A 14844-nucleotide genomic window follows, 5' to 3' on the forward strand; every position below is an offset into this window, starting at 1 on the left:
TAATCGCCGCATTAATTCCGCGCCCCACGGACGCGACGCCGCAGAGCCACCGCTCCCAGAGTCGCCGTTCTCGGAGTCACCGTTCTCGTCATACCCCGAAAGGTGAGTGCCGCATGTTCGTGCCCAGCCAATACCGAGAACCGGACGTCTCGTGGATGCTCGACCTGATGCGCGAGAACCCGCTGGCACTGGCGGCCAGCAATGGGCCGCCCGCTCAGGGGCCGTTCGCCACTCACCTTCCGGTCATCACCGACCCCCAGTGGACGGGACAGCCCCTTTCGGACCTGGCGGGAATGCATCTGCTGGGACACATGAACCGGGCAAATCCGCACTGGAAGGCGCTGGACACCGGGACGGTGGTTTTGCTGACGTTCACCGGTCCGCACGCCTATGTTTCGCCCACCGTCTACGACATCACACCCGCCGCCCCTACCTGGGACTTCACCTCGGTGCACGTCCACGGCACGGTGGAGCGCATCGAATCCACGGAGGAGACGCTGGATGTCGTCCAGGCGACGGTGCAGGCCTTCGAGAAAGAATTGGGCGACAACTGGGACATGACCCGATCCATCGACTATTTCCGTAAGATAGTGCCGGCCGTCGGCGCCTTCAGGGTCCGGGTGAGCAAGGCCGAGGGCATGTTCAAACTCAGCCAGGAACAGAGCACCGAGATCCGCGAGCGGGTGGTGCGGTCGTTCGCCGAGCGCGGCTGCACCCGGCACGCGCAGACCGCGGAGCTCATGAACCGCCTGCCGTGACGGCCCCTTCCGTGCCGCGGGGTCCGCACCCGCCGAAGCGTGTGCGGACCCCGGGGGGCGGGCCGGTCACTCGACGGGGAGCGTCCGGCCCGTCTCCCTCAGCACCTGGTCGGCCGCGGCGTCGAGCGTGGCCGTCACCCAGTCCCCCAGCTCGGTACCGGCCTCGACCGCCGCCTTGTGCCACCACTGGAGCCGGTTGTCGGGCACCGCGAGCCGACGCGTCGTCGCCACGGCCTCCGGCTCCTGTGTGGTGCCCTCGCGCTGGGCCTTGAGGGCATGACGCAGTTGCTTGGTGCTCCACTTCATCCGCTCGGCACGGTCGAGCCAGGCGTCCTGTTCCTCGACGTGCAAGGACGCCAGCTCGGCATGGTGCTGGAAGCTGAGCGCGTGCCGTCGCCGCTCCACCTCGAACCGGCGGGAGACCCAGGCGTAATTGCGCAGCGTCTGGTATTGGAGACCGGCCGCCCTGATGCCTAGTTCATAGCGATCGGCATAGTGGTCCTTACCGTAGACGAGCCAGTCACCGAGCCACCATGACGACGAGTTGAGAAGCCCGGAGAGCTGACGTCCGGCGCGTTCCCATTCCTCGAAGGCCAGTCCTATCGGTATGTGTAACCCCACGTTTGTCGTGAGTACCTGTTCGCGACGCGACTCCGCCCCGCCGGCTCTTCGGGGCCTTTCCCCGGGTCCTGCGGTCCTGCCGAACATGGTCGGCTTGGAGTCCTGGCAGTTCTCGACCTGCTGTGTCATCACGCCTCCGTCTCAAGGTGCGTATCGACCGAGCGGTTCCGCGGTGGCTCCCCATCGATTACGGAAAGCGTTCCACCCCGTTTTCTGAACGCATACCAAATGCGGTGGCCACTACTCGCAGATGAGTACTGCCGACCTGAATGAACCGGACATTGCGCGGTCCCCGTTCCGGCCGGGAGGGTCAGCTACCGCTCTCCGAGTAGATCCTGACATCGATGCCAATTCAAGGATCTTGGCGACCTTGAACACTACTTTGCAGAGTTCTAGCGCTTCTCTTACGCCGTGATCCAGCCCGCTGATTGGCGTGAATTGAGCAGGCGTACAAGGCCTGTGACGACTTACAGTGCCCGCCGCGCCACGGCCCGCCCGCCCCGTCGCCGCCGAACGCCCGGGAGTGAGCGCCATGGGAGGTGCCATCGGAGGCGCCACAACAAGTCAGCCAAACTCCAGCCTCTGGCACCACACTAGAGCGCGCCCTACACTCTCTCCCCACAACGCTCAGTAGCCTCGGGGGAGTTATTGCGGCATGCGGACGACCCAAGCAGGCACCTCGTCGGGTTCCGGAGACGTGGCCTACGCCCTCACTTCGGCCCTGCCTCTGGATCTCTTCAGCGGCACGATCTTCAAGAGCCTGCGCCGGACCGACCAGCGCAAGTGGGCGCACGCCTATCTGAAGGGGCTGCTCGTCACGCCGGGCAAGAAGTCCGTGCGCCGGCTCGCCGCCGCACTCTCCCGCGATCCGTCCGTCGCCCAGTCACTGCGCCAGTTCGTCAGCCTCAGCCCGTGGGATTTCGACGAGGTCATGGAGGAGCTCACCCACTGGGTGGCCGACCGCCGCCCCGGGCCCGTCTGGGCCATCGGCCGGGCCGTCCTGCCCAAGCGGGGCGACCGGTCGGTCGGCGTCCACCGCTACTTCGACCGGTCCTCGGGCCGTACGCTCAACTGCCAGCTGGGGCTGGGCTCCTTCTGGTGCGTGGGCGGCGCCCAGTTTCCCGTCGACTGGTGTCTGCACCTGTCGACGGCCTGGACGCAGGACCCCGCGCGGCGCAGGGACGCGCGGATACCGGACGGTGAGCAGTACCGGCCGATGTGGGCGGAGGCCCTGCGGCTCGTCGACCGGCTCTCGGCCCGCTCGGCCTCCCCCTCCTCCGTCGTCCTCGCCGACATGAGCGACGAACCCGACGTCGGATACCTGCTGCGCGGACTCACCAGACGGCACCGCGACTTCGTCGTGGCGGTGCCGCCCTACCTCGCGGTGCTGCCCGCGGGCGAGGGCGCCTCGGCACCGGTGAGCGCGAAGTCCCTGGTCTCCGTGGAGAGCCCGGATCCGGCCGTCGTCCTGTCGCTCGACAAGGAGAGGCGCCCCGCGCATTCCCAGAGCGCGCTCGTCCGGCTGACGGGCGGGCCCCCGGGGCGCGCCCCCGGCCCTCTCTACCGGCTCTACACCGAGGCGGACCCCACCGGCGCCCCGAGCCCGCTGTGGCTCACCAGCCTCGCCCACCACACCCTCGCGGAGGTCTCCTCGATCACCGCGCTGCACGCCGGGACGGCGGACGCGATCGGCTCCATGCGGCGGGACTTCGGACTGCTCGACTTCGAGGGGCGTTCCTTCCCCGGCTGGTACCACCACATGGCCCTCGTCTCGGCGGCGTACACCTACCGGCGCCTGCACGGCTCCGCCGCGGTGTCACCCCCCGACACGGCTCAACGGGTGCCGTAGCGGTCGGTGTGCGGTCGAGCCGCCCCTGCCATCCTCGCATCGGCTGGCGCCACACGTACCGCCAATCCGCGCCACTTTGGCGCGCGATGGGCGACATCGAGACAGCGGGGATCGGGCACGCGCGAACGACGGAACGCCGGATGAGCCGACTTTGACGCCTCGTCGTCACCTGACCCACCGTCACCTTCCTGTTCGCACAGCTCGTGTCGAGGATGAATGCCTTCCTTGACGCACGAGCAGCGCGTCGCCCGTCGCTTACGTGACCGATTCCGCTCGCTTCCCACCGCGTTCCCCACCCCGGGATCCCGCCCGCGCCGCGATGGCGCTAGTGTGGCACCACATGGTGCCAGCACCGGATGCACGGTGCTGGCCGTACAGGCTCGTGCTCCGGTGGACCGGGGCAGGGACCGAGCCTCCGCAGACTCCCGAAGGCGGCCCGCCATGCCGACGTTCGAGACACCCGCACCTGTGCGGGTGGTGCTCAGCCTCGTGTGCGGCCAAGTGCGGATCGTCGCGAACGACCGCCCCGAGACGACCGTCGAGGCATATCCGCGCGACAGCGACGACCAGGACGACGTGCGGACCGCCGAGCGGCTGCACGTCGACTACGCCGACGGCCGCCTGACCGTGACCGCCCCGGAACCGGGTTGCGGCGGTGGCGCGGTCATCGTGGTGATCACCGTGCCCACCGGATCGAGCCTGCACGGCCGGGGGATGTGCGCGGACTTCCTCGGAGCGGGAGAGTTGGGCGAGTGCCGGCTCAGCACGGGCCTCGGGCACATCAGGCTCCACCACACCGGCAGCCTGCACCTGGGCGCCGCCCTCGGTGACATCACGGTCGACCGGGCGGTCGGCACGGTCGAGGCCACGGCGGACCGTGGCGACGTCCGTCTGGGGCTGGTCGAGGGCAGCACCACGGTCAGCGCGAAGGGCGAGAGCGACGCGACGGTGGAGGAGGTGCACGGTGCCGCCCGGCTGTACGCGGAGCGCGGGACCGTCTGGATCGGCCGGGCGCACGCCGACGTGGAGGCCCGGACGAGCCATGGTGACATCGACGTCGGGGAGGTGCGGCGAGGTTCCGTGAGCGTCGCCACCACCTTCGGCAGCATCCGCGTCGGGGTGGCCGAGACCAGCGGTGCCCGGCTGTCCCTCGACTCCGCCGCGGGCACCGTCTCCACGGCCCTCTCGCTCCTGACGGCGCACGAGCAGGCCGACGAGGTCGTGTGTGTCGAGGCCCGGACCGTGATCGGCGACGTCGTGGTGGAGCGTTCCGGCGCGGAGTGAGCCCGACCTCAGGAACGGGATGGACCGTGCCTCAGGAGGCGGCCTCGGTGCGGTGCCCGGCGTGGCGCAGAACGTCACTCAGGTCCGCCAGGAGCGCGGCCTCCTGGGGCACGAGGTAGAAGTGCCCGCCGGACAGCACCCGGAGCCGGAAGGCGTCGTGCGTCATGTCGGCCCAGCCGCGCATCTGCTCGGGAGTCACCTCGGAATCGGCGTCACCGGTGTAGCCGTACACCGGGCAGTCGAGCGGAGGCCGGTGGCCGCCGCGGTACCCGTCCACGAGCCGGTAGTCGGCGCGGACGGCGGGGAGGACCAGCTCCCGCAGATCGGGGTCGGCGAAGACCGGGGCGCGGCTCTGGTCGAAGCGCAGGATGTCCGCGATGATCTTCTCGTCGGGGCCGAAGTGCCGCCGGATGCCGCCCATCGCGTGCGGCGGACGCCTGCCGGACACGCACAGGGCGACCGGCGGACACCCCCGCTCGTGAAGGCGCAGCGCCACCTCGTGCGCCACCGAAGCCCCCATGCTGTGGCCGAACAGCACCAGCCGGTACCGCGCCAGCCCGCTGAGCGCGTCGGCTATGTCGTCCGCGAGGGCCTCGAGCCCCGACGGGAAGGGCTCGCCGTGCCGGTCCTCCCGGCCCGGGTACCGGATGGCGAGCACACCGGCGTCCGCGGGCAGGCCCGGGGGCCAGGTGCGGTACGCGCTGGCCCAGCCGCCGGCGTGCGGGAAGCAGACGAGTTTCGTGCCGTACGCGTCGTCATCACGGAAGCGGCGTATCCACTGCTCTTCCACCGGACTCCTCATCGCAGCGCGGGCTCGGCGGCCCGCTCCACGCACCGGGAGATGATCGAGTCGGCGATCTCACCGCTCCTTACGGCAATGTTCGACAGCAGCGACGAGGTCAGGCCGTGGGTGTGTTCGGTGCCGCCCTGGAGGTAGATGCCGCATCGCATCTCCGGATCGGTGACGATGCGGTAGTCCCGCTCCACGCGGTAGCGGCCCGCCTCGTCCCGCAGGCAGTGCCGGTCGAGTTCGCCGAGCAGGCCCGTGGGCTCCATCGTCTGGTAGCCGGTGGCGCAGATGAGAGCGTCGAAGTCCAGTTCGCGTACTTCGGCGTCGGGACCCACCTGTAGCGAGACGCGGGTCTCGGCGCCGACGCGCTTCACGCCGGTGACCCTCGACAGGTTGAGGAAGTGGAGGCGCTCGACGTTCCGCACCTCGTCGTCGTACGACCTGCGGTACAGCGCCCTGATCACCTCGTCGTCGACGACGGAGTAGTTCGTGTTGCGGTGGTACCGCCAGAACGCCTCGCGTGTCTGGTCGGTGCCGTAGTAGTAGTCGTCGACGGCCCCCGGGTCGAAGATCTGGTTGGCGAAGGGGGTGTCGTCCGCGACGGAGTAGCCGTAGGACGGGATGACCGCCCAGACCTCGGCGTGCGGAAGCTCGTCGTACAGGAACCTGGTGATCTCGGCAGCGCTCTGGCCCGCCCCGACGACCGCCACCCGGCGCAGCTCCCCGGGGTCGGCCCGGTGGTACTTCTCCAGGAACTCGGAGCTGTGCCACACCCGTTCGTCGCGCTCGGTTCCCTCGGGCATGCTCGGGACGAGGCCCGTCGAGATCACCACGTTGCGCGCCTCGACCACGCGGCCGGTCCGGCCGGTGGCGTCCGCCACCTCGAGGCGCAGCCGGTCCGCCCGCTCGGCGTCGGCCCCCGGTGGCAGTCGGATCGACGTCACCTTCGAGTCGTACGCGATGCGATCGGCCACCCGTGCCTGCGCCCACTCGAGGTACTGGTGGAACTCCTGGCGGGTGGGGAAGAAGTCCTGGTTGTTGACGAACTGCGGGAGTCGCCCCGACTCGTGCAGATACGCGATGAAGCTGAAACTCGACGTCGGATTGCGGAAGGTGACGAGGTCCTTGAGGAACGATATCTGCATGGTCGCCGACGGCAGCAGCATGTTGCGGTGCCAGCCGAACGACAACTGCCGCTCCAGGAACAGGGCGTTGATCTCATTCTGTGGATCCTTCGCCCGGAATTCCTCCAGGGCGATGGCAAGTGACAGGTTGGAGGGTCCGAACCCAATGCCGACCACGTCGTAGGTCTCGTGTTCACGATCACTCATAGCATTCTCCCGCTGGCATGAAGGTGCGATGCGTTTGTTCGGATCTCCGATGAACCGTTCGTGTCCCGTCGGCGGGACGCGGACGCACAAGCGGGCGGTGTCTCACCCGCGTGACGCCGGACCGAACCAGGTGGTGAGGGCGGCCCGCAGTGCGGAGGTGTCGGACACGCCGCCGGCGCCCGCCGCCCAGGCGACATGGCCGTCGGGGCGGATGAGCAGCGCGCTGGGGGCGGGGATCTCACCGACGGCCGGGACGGGCCAGTGGTCGTCCTCGCTCCGCGCCTCGACGACGTCGACGCGATCGGTCCAGCCCTCGGCCGCCGCCACCACGTGGGCACTGCCGCGCAGGTCGAGCAGGACGGGGCGGGCGCCGTGCAGCAGTTCGTAGATACGGGTGGCGCCGTCCGTCGTCTTGAGGTCGGCGTCGGGGACCCGGCGGCCGGCCAGCAGATGGTCGCCGTCGGCCGGGTAGCGGATGTCCAGTGCCGTGAGCATGCCCCGCAGATACTGGTTGACCTCGTCGAAGACGATGAGCGAGGCGAACACGTCGCGCAGCGCGTCCGAATGGGCGCCGGGGCGGGCCAGGGCCGCCTGCGCCCGGGTGTTGTGCAGCACGCGCTCCCCGACGGGGTGGCGCTCGGCGTGGTAGCTGTCCAGCAGGCTCTCGGGGGCCTGTCCGCGTACCACCGAGGCGAGTTTCCAGCCGAGGTTGACCGCGTCCTGCACTCCCATGTTCAGCCCCTGCCCGCCGGCCGGGAAGTGGATGTGCGCCGCGTCGCCCGCGAGCAGGACGCGGCCCTCCCGGTACCGGGCGGCCTGCCGTGCGGCGTCGCTGAACCGGGAGACCCAGCGCGGGCTGTGCATGCCGTAGTCCGTGCCGGCGATCCTGATCAGCGAATCGCGGAGCTGCTCGAACGTCGTCGGTTCGTCGCGGTCCGCGACGCGGCCGTGCTCGGTGGTGATCAGCCGGTACCAGCCCGGCTCGAAGGAGATCACCGAATAGTCGCCGCCGGGGCAGCGCCGCCCCCAGATGTAGTCCTCGGGCAGGTCGGGGAGTTCGACGTCGCCGATCAGCGAGGTCATCGTGGCCGGAGTGCCGGGGAAGTCGATGCCCGTCAGCTTGCGCACGGTGCTGCGCCCGCCGTCGCAGCCGACGAGGTAGCGGGCGCGCAGCGTCGCCGGTGCGGTCTGCGCCGTCCCCAGCTCCACCGTCACACCGGACTCGTCCTGGCGGATGCCGCTCACCTCGGACGACCAGCGCACGCGCACGCCGAGTTCGGCCGCCCACTCCTCCAGGAGCCGTTCGATGGTGGACTGCAGGATCATCAGCGGATAGGGGTGGCGGGACTCGAACTCGTCGAATTCCAGGCGCAGGCCGGAGAAGTGGCCCACCCCCTGGAGTTCGCCCACCGCCAGGAAGCGGTCCAGGATGCCGCGCTGGTCCAGCACCTCCAGGGTGCGGGAGTGCATCCCGCCGGCCCGGGACTCGCCGGTCCGCTCCGCGAGTCGTTCGACCACCACCACGTCGGCGCCCGCCAACCGCAGCTCGCAGGCGAGCATCAAGCCGGTCGGCCCGGCGCCCGCGATCACCACATCCGTCTCCATGCCGGTGTGCCCCACCTCGTTCTTCCCCTCTGTCCCGTGCGCCTCTGACGTCATGAACCCACCTCGGCCTTCTCGTGCAGAAGCCTTCTCGTTCGAGCCTTCGTTCAGAGGACTTCGCCTTCCTTCGTCCTTCGGCGCAGCGTCGGCCTGCTGGACTGCGCGAGGTCCTTCCACGTGTCCGACAGACCGGCGACGGTGCGTACCGCGAAGAGGGTGCGGATGGACACCTCTTGGTTCAGCTGGGCCCGGATCAGGCCGACCAGCCTGATGGCCCGCAGCGAGTTGCCGCCGAGGTCGAAGAAGTCGTCGTCGATGCCGACCCGGCCCACCTCGAGCACGTCGGCGAACGCCTCGGTCAGCACTTGCTCGGTGCGGTTGCGCGGTGCCCGGTAGCGCCGCCCGTCGTCGAAGGCGGGCTCCGGCAGCGCGGCGCGGTCCACCCTGGCGCCGGGCGTCAGCGGCAGGTGTTCGAGGACCATGAACAGCGACGGCACCATGTACTCCGGCAGCCGTCCGGCGGCGAAGCGGCGCAGCTCCTCGACCGCGAGGCCGTCCCCGCGGTCACGGCCGCCCGCCGGGACCACGTAGGCCACCAGGCGCTGCTGCCCGGTGTCGTCCTTGCCCGCGACCACGACGGACTGCGCGAGGCCGGGGTGCTCGGCCAGCGCCTCCTCGACCTCGGCCGCTTCGACGCGGACACCTCGTATCTCCGCCTGGGCGCCGGCCCGGCCCACGTACTCGACCAGGCCGTCGGCCCCTCGGCGCACCCGGTCGCCGGTGCGGTACATGAGCCCGCCGGCCGAACCGAACGGACAGGGCACGAACCGCTCCGCCGTCTGCCCGGGTCGCCCGGCATGACCACGCGCCACCCCGGGCCCGGCCACGTACAGCTCTCCGGTCACGCCGACGGGGACCGGTGCGAGGCCCGGTCCCAACACATAGAGGGCGGTGTCGTCCATGGGCCGCCCGCACAGGGTCGTCGCCGTGACGCCGGGGCCGTTGACGACCGTCAGCTCGGGGCAGGCCTCCCGCACCCGGCGCACCGCGGCCTCGGGCACGCGGTCACCGCCGGTCCACACCTCGCGGAAGCCGGCGAGCTTCTCGGGGCGTTCCGCCGAGACGGCCGCGAACTGGGCCGTGGGCAGCCATGTCGTGGAGACCTGGTGCGCCTCTCGCAGCTCGGTCAGCGCGTCGATGTCGAGCTCTCCGGGAGGAGCGACGACCACCCGGCCGCCGTTCAGCAGCGGCACCCACAGTTCGAGGGCGAGCGCGTCGGAGGTGTGCGGCGCATGCCACAGCACGGTGTGGGGGCCGCTTTCTCGCCAGTGGCGGTCGAGGGCGAACCGCTCCATGTTCCGGTGTGTCACGGCGACGCCTGTGGGCGCGCCGGTCGCCGTGGAGCCGTGCACGACGGCGAGCAGGTTGTCCCGGTGCAGCGGGGCAAGAACCCCTTGCTCCGCGTCTCCGTCGGCGGTCTCCGAGCAGATGTCGTCGAACAGGATCGCGGGGAGTCCCAGGTCTGCGGCGAACGCTTCGGCTGCCGTGGCATCGGTGAGCAGTACGCGCGCCGAGGAGTCACCGACCACCGACGCGATCCGCGCCGCCGGGAACGCCGGGTCCACCGGCAGATAGGCCCCGCCCGCCTTCGCGACCCCCAGCAGGGCGACGGCCAGGTCCACCGAGCGCGGCAGGGCCACCGCCGTGACCGTCTCGGGGCCGAGGCCGCGACGTCGCAGCGCCTCGGCCAGGCGGCCCGACCGCTCGTCCAGTTCCCGGTACGAGACCACCGCGTCCCCGGACGCCATCGCGACGGCGTCGGGCGTCCGCTCCACCTGGCGGGCGAACAGCTCCGGAAGGGGCAGCCCCGGCAACGGCGCGTCCGTCGCGTCGGGTGCCGGAAGCACCTGGTCCCGCTCGGCGCCGCTCAGCACGTCCAGGGCGCCGACCGGCGCCTGGGGGCCCGCGGCCAGCAGGGCGCGGATGTGGGCGATCAGATCCGCGCCGATGGCGTGCAGGTCCGCGCGGGAGTACAGGCCCGCGGGGGCGTCGAGCCGGAAGCACAGATCGCTGTCGGGGCTTCCGTCGGTGCCGACCGCGATCGACAGTTCGTCGAAGGTGCCGGTCGTCGCGCAGAGGTAGCGCGCCGGGTGGTCGGCGAAGTGCAGTTGCTCCGCGAACTCGGTGACGTTCACGACGGCGCCGAAACTGCCGCGGTCGCTCAGGGCGGCGCCGCTCGCACGCTGGATCTCGGAGTAGTGGCAGGCGGTGTGGTCGAAGATCTCGTACGTCTCGTCGCCCAGCGTGTCGGCGATCTCGGTGAGGGTCGCACCGAGCGGAACCTTCGCCCGTACCGGCACCACGTTCACCGCGAGACCGGGTGTCCTGCTCGCCACTCCGACCCGGTTGCCCACGGCCAGCGAGAAGAGGAACTCGGGACGGTCGCAGCGGTGCCGGAAGAACACCGCCGCGGCCGCGGTGAGCATCGACGACATCCACACGCCCATGGACTTCGCGGCCTCGGTCCACGCGTCCGCCTCGGCGCGCGGGACGGTCAGCGTCCGGCTCACCATGCCGATGGCACCCGCCACTTCCGACCAGCGGTCGGCGCTGCTCAGGGGTGCGGAGAGCGCGGTCCGCGCCGGTTCGGGCAGGGCCGGGCACGGTACCTGCGCGGGCGCGGGCGAGTCCTTGAGGTAGTCACGCCAGAATTCCGTGTCCTCGGCGAATTTCGGGGAGGCGTGGTATTCCGCTGCCTCGTTCGTGAACGATTCGGTGTCCCACGAATGCGGTGGCTCCGGCGTCTTCTCACCCCGTGCCAGTGCCGTGTACACCTCGGCGAGGCGCCGCGACAGCAGGCCGGCCGCGCCGTACCCGTCCGATATCAGGTGGTGGTAGGCGATCACCACCAGCGAGCGGGTCGGCGCGAGTGTGACCACGCCCAGGCGGAACAACAGATCCCGCTCCAGGTCGAAGGGTTGGCGCACCATCTCGGCGAGCGCTTCGCGCGCCGCCTGCTCGGGGTCGGACTCTGCGCTGAAGTCCAGGGAGAACGGCCGCCAGTCCCCCAGCTCCCGGGGCACGAGCCGCAGCCCGCCGCCGTCGTCGACGAAGTTGACCCGCAGCACTTCGGCCTCATCCAGCACGTGCCGGAACGCGGACTGCATGGCTGCCGTGTCCAGCTCGCCGTCCACATCCCACATGATCATCGCGTGGTTCAGTGAATCGGAAGCCATTTTCTGCGCCAGCCACATCCCTTTGTGCGCAGCCGGTGCGTCGAATGAACGCAAACGGATCAACCCCTCAACAAATAGGCCCGGGAAGCGGAGGAATTCACAGATCGCCTCCACCTTCATGAAGGCGGATCAGCCGGTCAAGACAGTTGGGTTCCGGGGCGGGACAGGCCGCCGTCGACTTGCGGTGTCCCGCCGGCGGGACATCCCGCGCGACGCGGAGCTGCCGGGCGCTGAGGGATTCCGGAGTGCGGACGTATTACCGCGGATCCCGGCCGGTCATCGAGGACATGATGTGCCCGGTGATCAGTCTGGGCGTCGGATGCCGCAGCACCACATTCGCCCTCAGCTTGACTCCGGTCGTCGCGGCCAGTCGTTTGCTCAGCTCCACCGACAGCATCGAGTCGAAACCGATCTCCCCGAATTTCTGGTCGGGGTCGAGGGCCTCCGCGGAGGGGTGTCCGAGTACGACGGCGACCTTCTCCAGGACGTGGTCCAGCAGGAGCGCTTCGGCCTCGTCGGCGGGGAGCGTGGCGAGCTTGTCCGACAGGGGGACGAGTTGTCCGTCGTCCGCGGGGAGGTCGATCGAGGGCACCTCCTCCGGCGCCGCCGCGGGCGAGGGGGCGTTCAGCCAGTAGCGGCGTCGCTGGAAGGCGTAGGTGGGCAGGTCCACCACCCGTGCTCCGCGACCCGCGAACACCGCGGGCCACTCCACCTCCACCCCCGACACCCACGCCTCACCCAACGAGGCATAAAACCGCCCCAGCCCACCCTCACCACGGCGCAACGTCCCCACCGCCGCCACCTCACACCCGACATCCTCAGCGGTATCCACCACCCCCAACGTCAACACCGGATGCGCACTGGACTCCACAAACACCCGAAACCCATCCCCCAACAACGACCGCACCACCGGCTCAAAACCCACCGGCCGACGGCAATTCTCAAACCAATACCCCGCATCCAACTCCGACCCGTCCAACACCCCACCCGTCACCGTCGAATACAACGGCACCGACCCCACCCGAGGCCGCACAAAACCCAGCAACCCAACCAACCGCTCCCGCAACCGATCCACCTGCCCACAATGCGAAGCAACCGTCGCCGGCACCACCCGCGCCCGCACACCCTCCACACCCAACGCGGCAACAAACTCCTCCAACGCCGCCACCTCACCCGCCACCGTCACCGCACGAGGACCATTCACCCCCGCCACAGACAACCGACCCCCAAACACCCCCAACCGCTCCTCCACCTCCCCACACGACAACGCCACCGACGCCACCGCACCACACCCCACCAACTCATCCGCGAACAACTGCGAACGCACCACCACCAACCGCGCCGCATCCCCCAACGACAACGCACCCGCCACACACGCCGCCGCAATCTCCCCCTGCGAACTCCCCACCACCGCCGAAGGCACCACCCCACACGAACGCCACAACTCCGCCAACGACACCATCACCGCGAACAACACCGGCTGCACCACCTCAATACGATCCAAAGACGGCGCACCCTCCACCCCCCTCAACACATCCACAACCCGCCACCCCACCCACTCCTCAACCGCCCCCGCACACTCCCCCAACCGCGCCGCGAACACCGGCGAAGAATCCAACAACTCCACCGCCATCCCCACCCACTGCGACCCCTGACCCGGAAACACCAACACCGTCCGGCCGTCGATGTCGGCCGTTCCGCGCACCACCGGCTCGGCGAGTTCTTTCAGCAGTTGGTCCCTGTCCGCGCCGACCACGACCGCACGGTGCGAGAACGCCGACCGCGAGACCGCGAGCGACAGCCCCACGTCCGCCACCGACACATCCGCCCCGGCACCCGTGGCCAAGAACTCCCCGAGCCGCCCCGCCTGCGCCTCCAGCGCCGCCACGCTCTTGCCCGACACCACCCACGGCAGCGGACCGTCCGCGGCGCCCGCGTCCGGGCCGGGCCGGGCGGCCGGTTCCAGCGGAGGTTCCTCTTCCAGGATGACGTGCGCGTTGGTGCCGCTGACCCCGAAGGACGACACCCCGACGCGACGCGGACCGTCCGGCCGGGCCCACGCGCGCCCCTCCTTCAGCAGTTCGACGGCGCCGGATGACCAGTCCACGTGTTGCGAGGGCGTATCGGCGTGCAGGGTCCCCGGCAGGAACCCGTGCCGCATGGCCATCACCATCTTGATCACACCCGCGACCCCGGCGGCGGCCTGGGCGTGGCCCATGTTCGACTTCACGGACCCCAGCCACAGCGGCCTGCCCTGGGCGCGGTCCTGCCCGTAGGTCGCCAGCAGCGCACCCGCCTCGATGGGGTCCCCGAGCGCGGTTCCGGTGCCATGGGCCTCGACCGCGTCCACGTCCCGGGCCGCGACCCCCGCGTTCGCCAGCGCCTTGCGGATCACCTTCTCCTGGGCGCGTCCGTTGGGGGCGGTCAGTCCGTTGCTCGCCCCGTCCTGGTTCACCGCGGAACCACGCAGGACCGCCAGCACCGGGTGGCCGTTGCGGCGGGCGTCGGACAACCGTTCAAGCAGCAGCACACCCACGCCCTCCGCCCAGCCGGTCCCGTCGGCTCCGTCCGCGAAGGCCTTGCAGCGGCCGTCGGCCGACAGCGCGCGCTGCCGGGAGAACTCCACGAGGGTCGCGGGCGTCGACATCACCGAGGCTCCGCCGGCCAGTGCGAGCGAGCACTCGCCCGAGCGCAGTGACTGCGCCGCCAGGTGCAGGGCCACGAGCGACGACGAACACGCCGTGTCCACCGACATCGCGGGCCCGGTGAACCCCATCTCGTACGCCACCCTGCCGGAGGCGACGCTCAGCGTGCTGCCGTGCAGGAGGTAGCCCTCCAGCTCGTGCGTGCTCGTCTCCAGGAAACGCGCCCCGTACTCGGGCGAGCTCACCCCGGTGAAGACGCCGACGTCGGCCCCTCGTACACCGGCGGGGACGATGCCCGCCCGCTCGAAGACCTCCCATGACGTCTCCAGGAGCAGGCGCTGCTGCGGGTCGGTCGCCAGCGCCTCACGCGGGCTGATGCCGAAGAAGTCCGCGTCGAATCCGGCCACGTCCGTCAGGAACCCGCCATGACGTACGTACGAGCGGCCGGCGGTGTCGGGGTCCGGGTCGTACAGGTCCCGCCACCCGCGGTCCCGCGGGAACTCGTCCACGGCGTCCCGGCCGGCGCGGACCACCTCCCACAGCTCCTCGGGCGACGACACGCCCCCCGGGTAGCGGCAGGCCATGGCCACCACGGCGATCGGCTCGCCGCGGCCGGCCTTCAGCGCGTCGTTCTCCTGCCGGAGGCGGTCGCGCTCCTCGATCAGGGTGCGCAGCGCCCGCTGGATCCGGTCCGTGCCCTCCGCTGTGCGATCCGGCGAGTCGCTCAT

Annotated in this window: 9 protein-coding genes; 3 read left to right on the plus strand and 6 right to left on the minus strand. The window is 70.4% G+C overall.

The window, feature by feature from the left end:
• Positions 1-113 precede the first annotated feature (113 nt).
• A complete protein-coding gene (locus DMA15_RS01930) occupies positions 114-758 on the plus strand; it encodes an FMN-binding negative transcriptional regulator (RefSeq protein WP_125510925.1) in 645 nt (214 codons plus the stop codon).
• Positions 759-824: 66 nt separating this feature from the next.
• Here DMA15_RS01930 and DMA15_RS01935 read toward each other — a convergent pair whose 3' ends face one another.
• Positions 825-1379 carry an LmbU family transcriptional regulator gene (locus tag DMA15_RS01935; protein WP_164551662.1) on the minus strand — a complete coding sequence of 185 codons (555 nt, stop codon included), beginning with the start codon at positions 1377-1379 and terminating at the stop codon, positions 825-827.
• A 655-nt stretch (positions 1380-2034) separates the two neighbouring features.
• On the opposite strand from DMA15_RS01935, the gene DMA15_RS01940 reads away from it, so the two are divergent.
• Together DMA15_RS01940 and DMA15_RS01945 are read left to right on the plus strand one after the other, a co-directional pair.
• Entirely contained in the window at positions 2035-3228 is a 1194-nt protein-coding gene (locus DMA15_RS01940; protein WP_240659651.1) for a transposase, read from the plus strand.
• 441 nt (positions 3229-3669) lie between these two features.
• Positions 3670-4512 (plus strand): DUF4097 family beta strand repeat-containing protein, encoded by an 843-nt coding sequence (locus DMA15_RS01945; protein WP_164551663.1) that lies wholly within the window; start codon positions 3670-3672, stop codon positions 4510-4512.
• A 31-nt stretch (positions 4513-4543) separates the two neighbouring features.
• Here DMA15_RS01945 and DMA15_RS01950 read toward each other — a convergent pair whose 3' ends face one another.
• From DMA15_RS01950 to DMA15_RS01970, 5 genes are all read right to left on the minus strand, one after another.
• Positions 4544-5302, minus strand: a complete 759-nt coding sequence (locus DMA15_RS01950; protein WP_206302624.1) for an alpha/beta fold hydrolase — start codon at positions 5300-5302, stop codon at positions 4544-4546.
• A gap of 8 nt (positions 5303-5310) precedes the next feature.
• Positions 5311-6633, minus strand: coding sequence for a lysine N(6)-hydroxylase/L-ornithine N(5)-oxygenase family protein (locus DMA15_RS01955; RefSeq protein ID WP_125510929.1), 1323 nt, complete (start codon positions 6631-6633; stop codon positions 5311-5313).
• 102 nt (positions 6634-6735) lie between these two features.
• Positions 6736-8292, minus strand: coding sequence for an FAD-dependent monooxygenase (locus DMA15_RS01960; RefSeq protein WP_125510930.1), 1557 nt, complete (start codon positions 8290-8292; stop codon positions 6736-6738).
• A gap of 50 nt (positions 8293-8342) precedes the next feature.
• Positions 8343-11591 (minus strand): AMP-binding protein, encoded by a 3249-nt coding sequence (locus tag DMA15_RS01965; RefSeq protein ID WP_346428901.1) that lies wholly within the window; start codon positions 11589-11591, stop codon positions 8343-8345.
• A 136-nt stretch (positions 11592-11727) separates the two neighbouring features.
• On the minus strand, positions 11728-14844 hold the full coding sequence (locus DMA15_RS01970; protein ID WP_125510931.1) for a type I polyketide synthase: 3117 nt from the start codon (positions 14842-14844) through the stop codon (positions 11728-11730).

It is taken from the genome of Streptomyces sp. WAC 01529 (assembly GCF_003945545.1).
Classification (GTDB): domain Bacteria; phylum Actinomycetota; class Actinomycetes; order Streptomycetales; family Streptomycetaceae; genus Streptomyces; species Streptomyces anatolicus.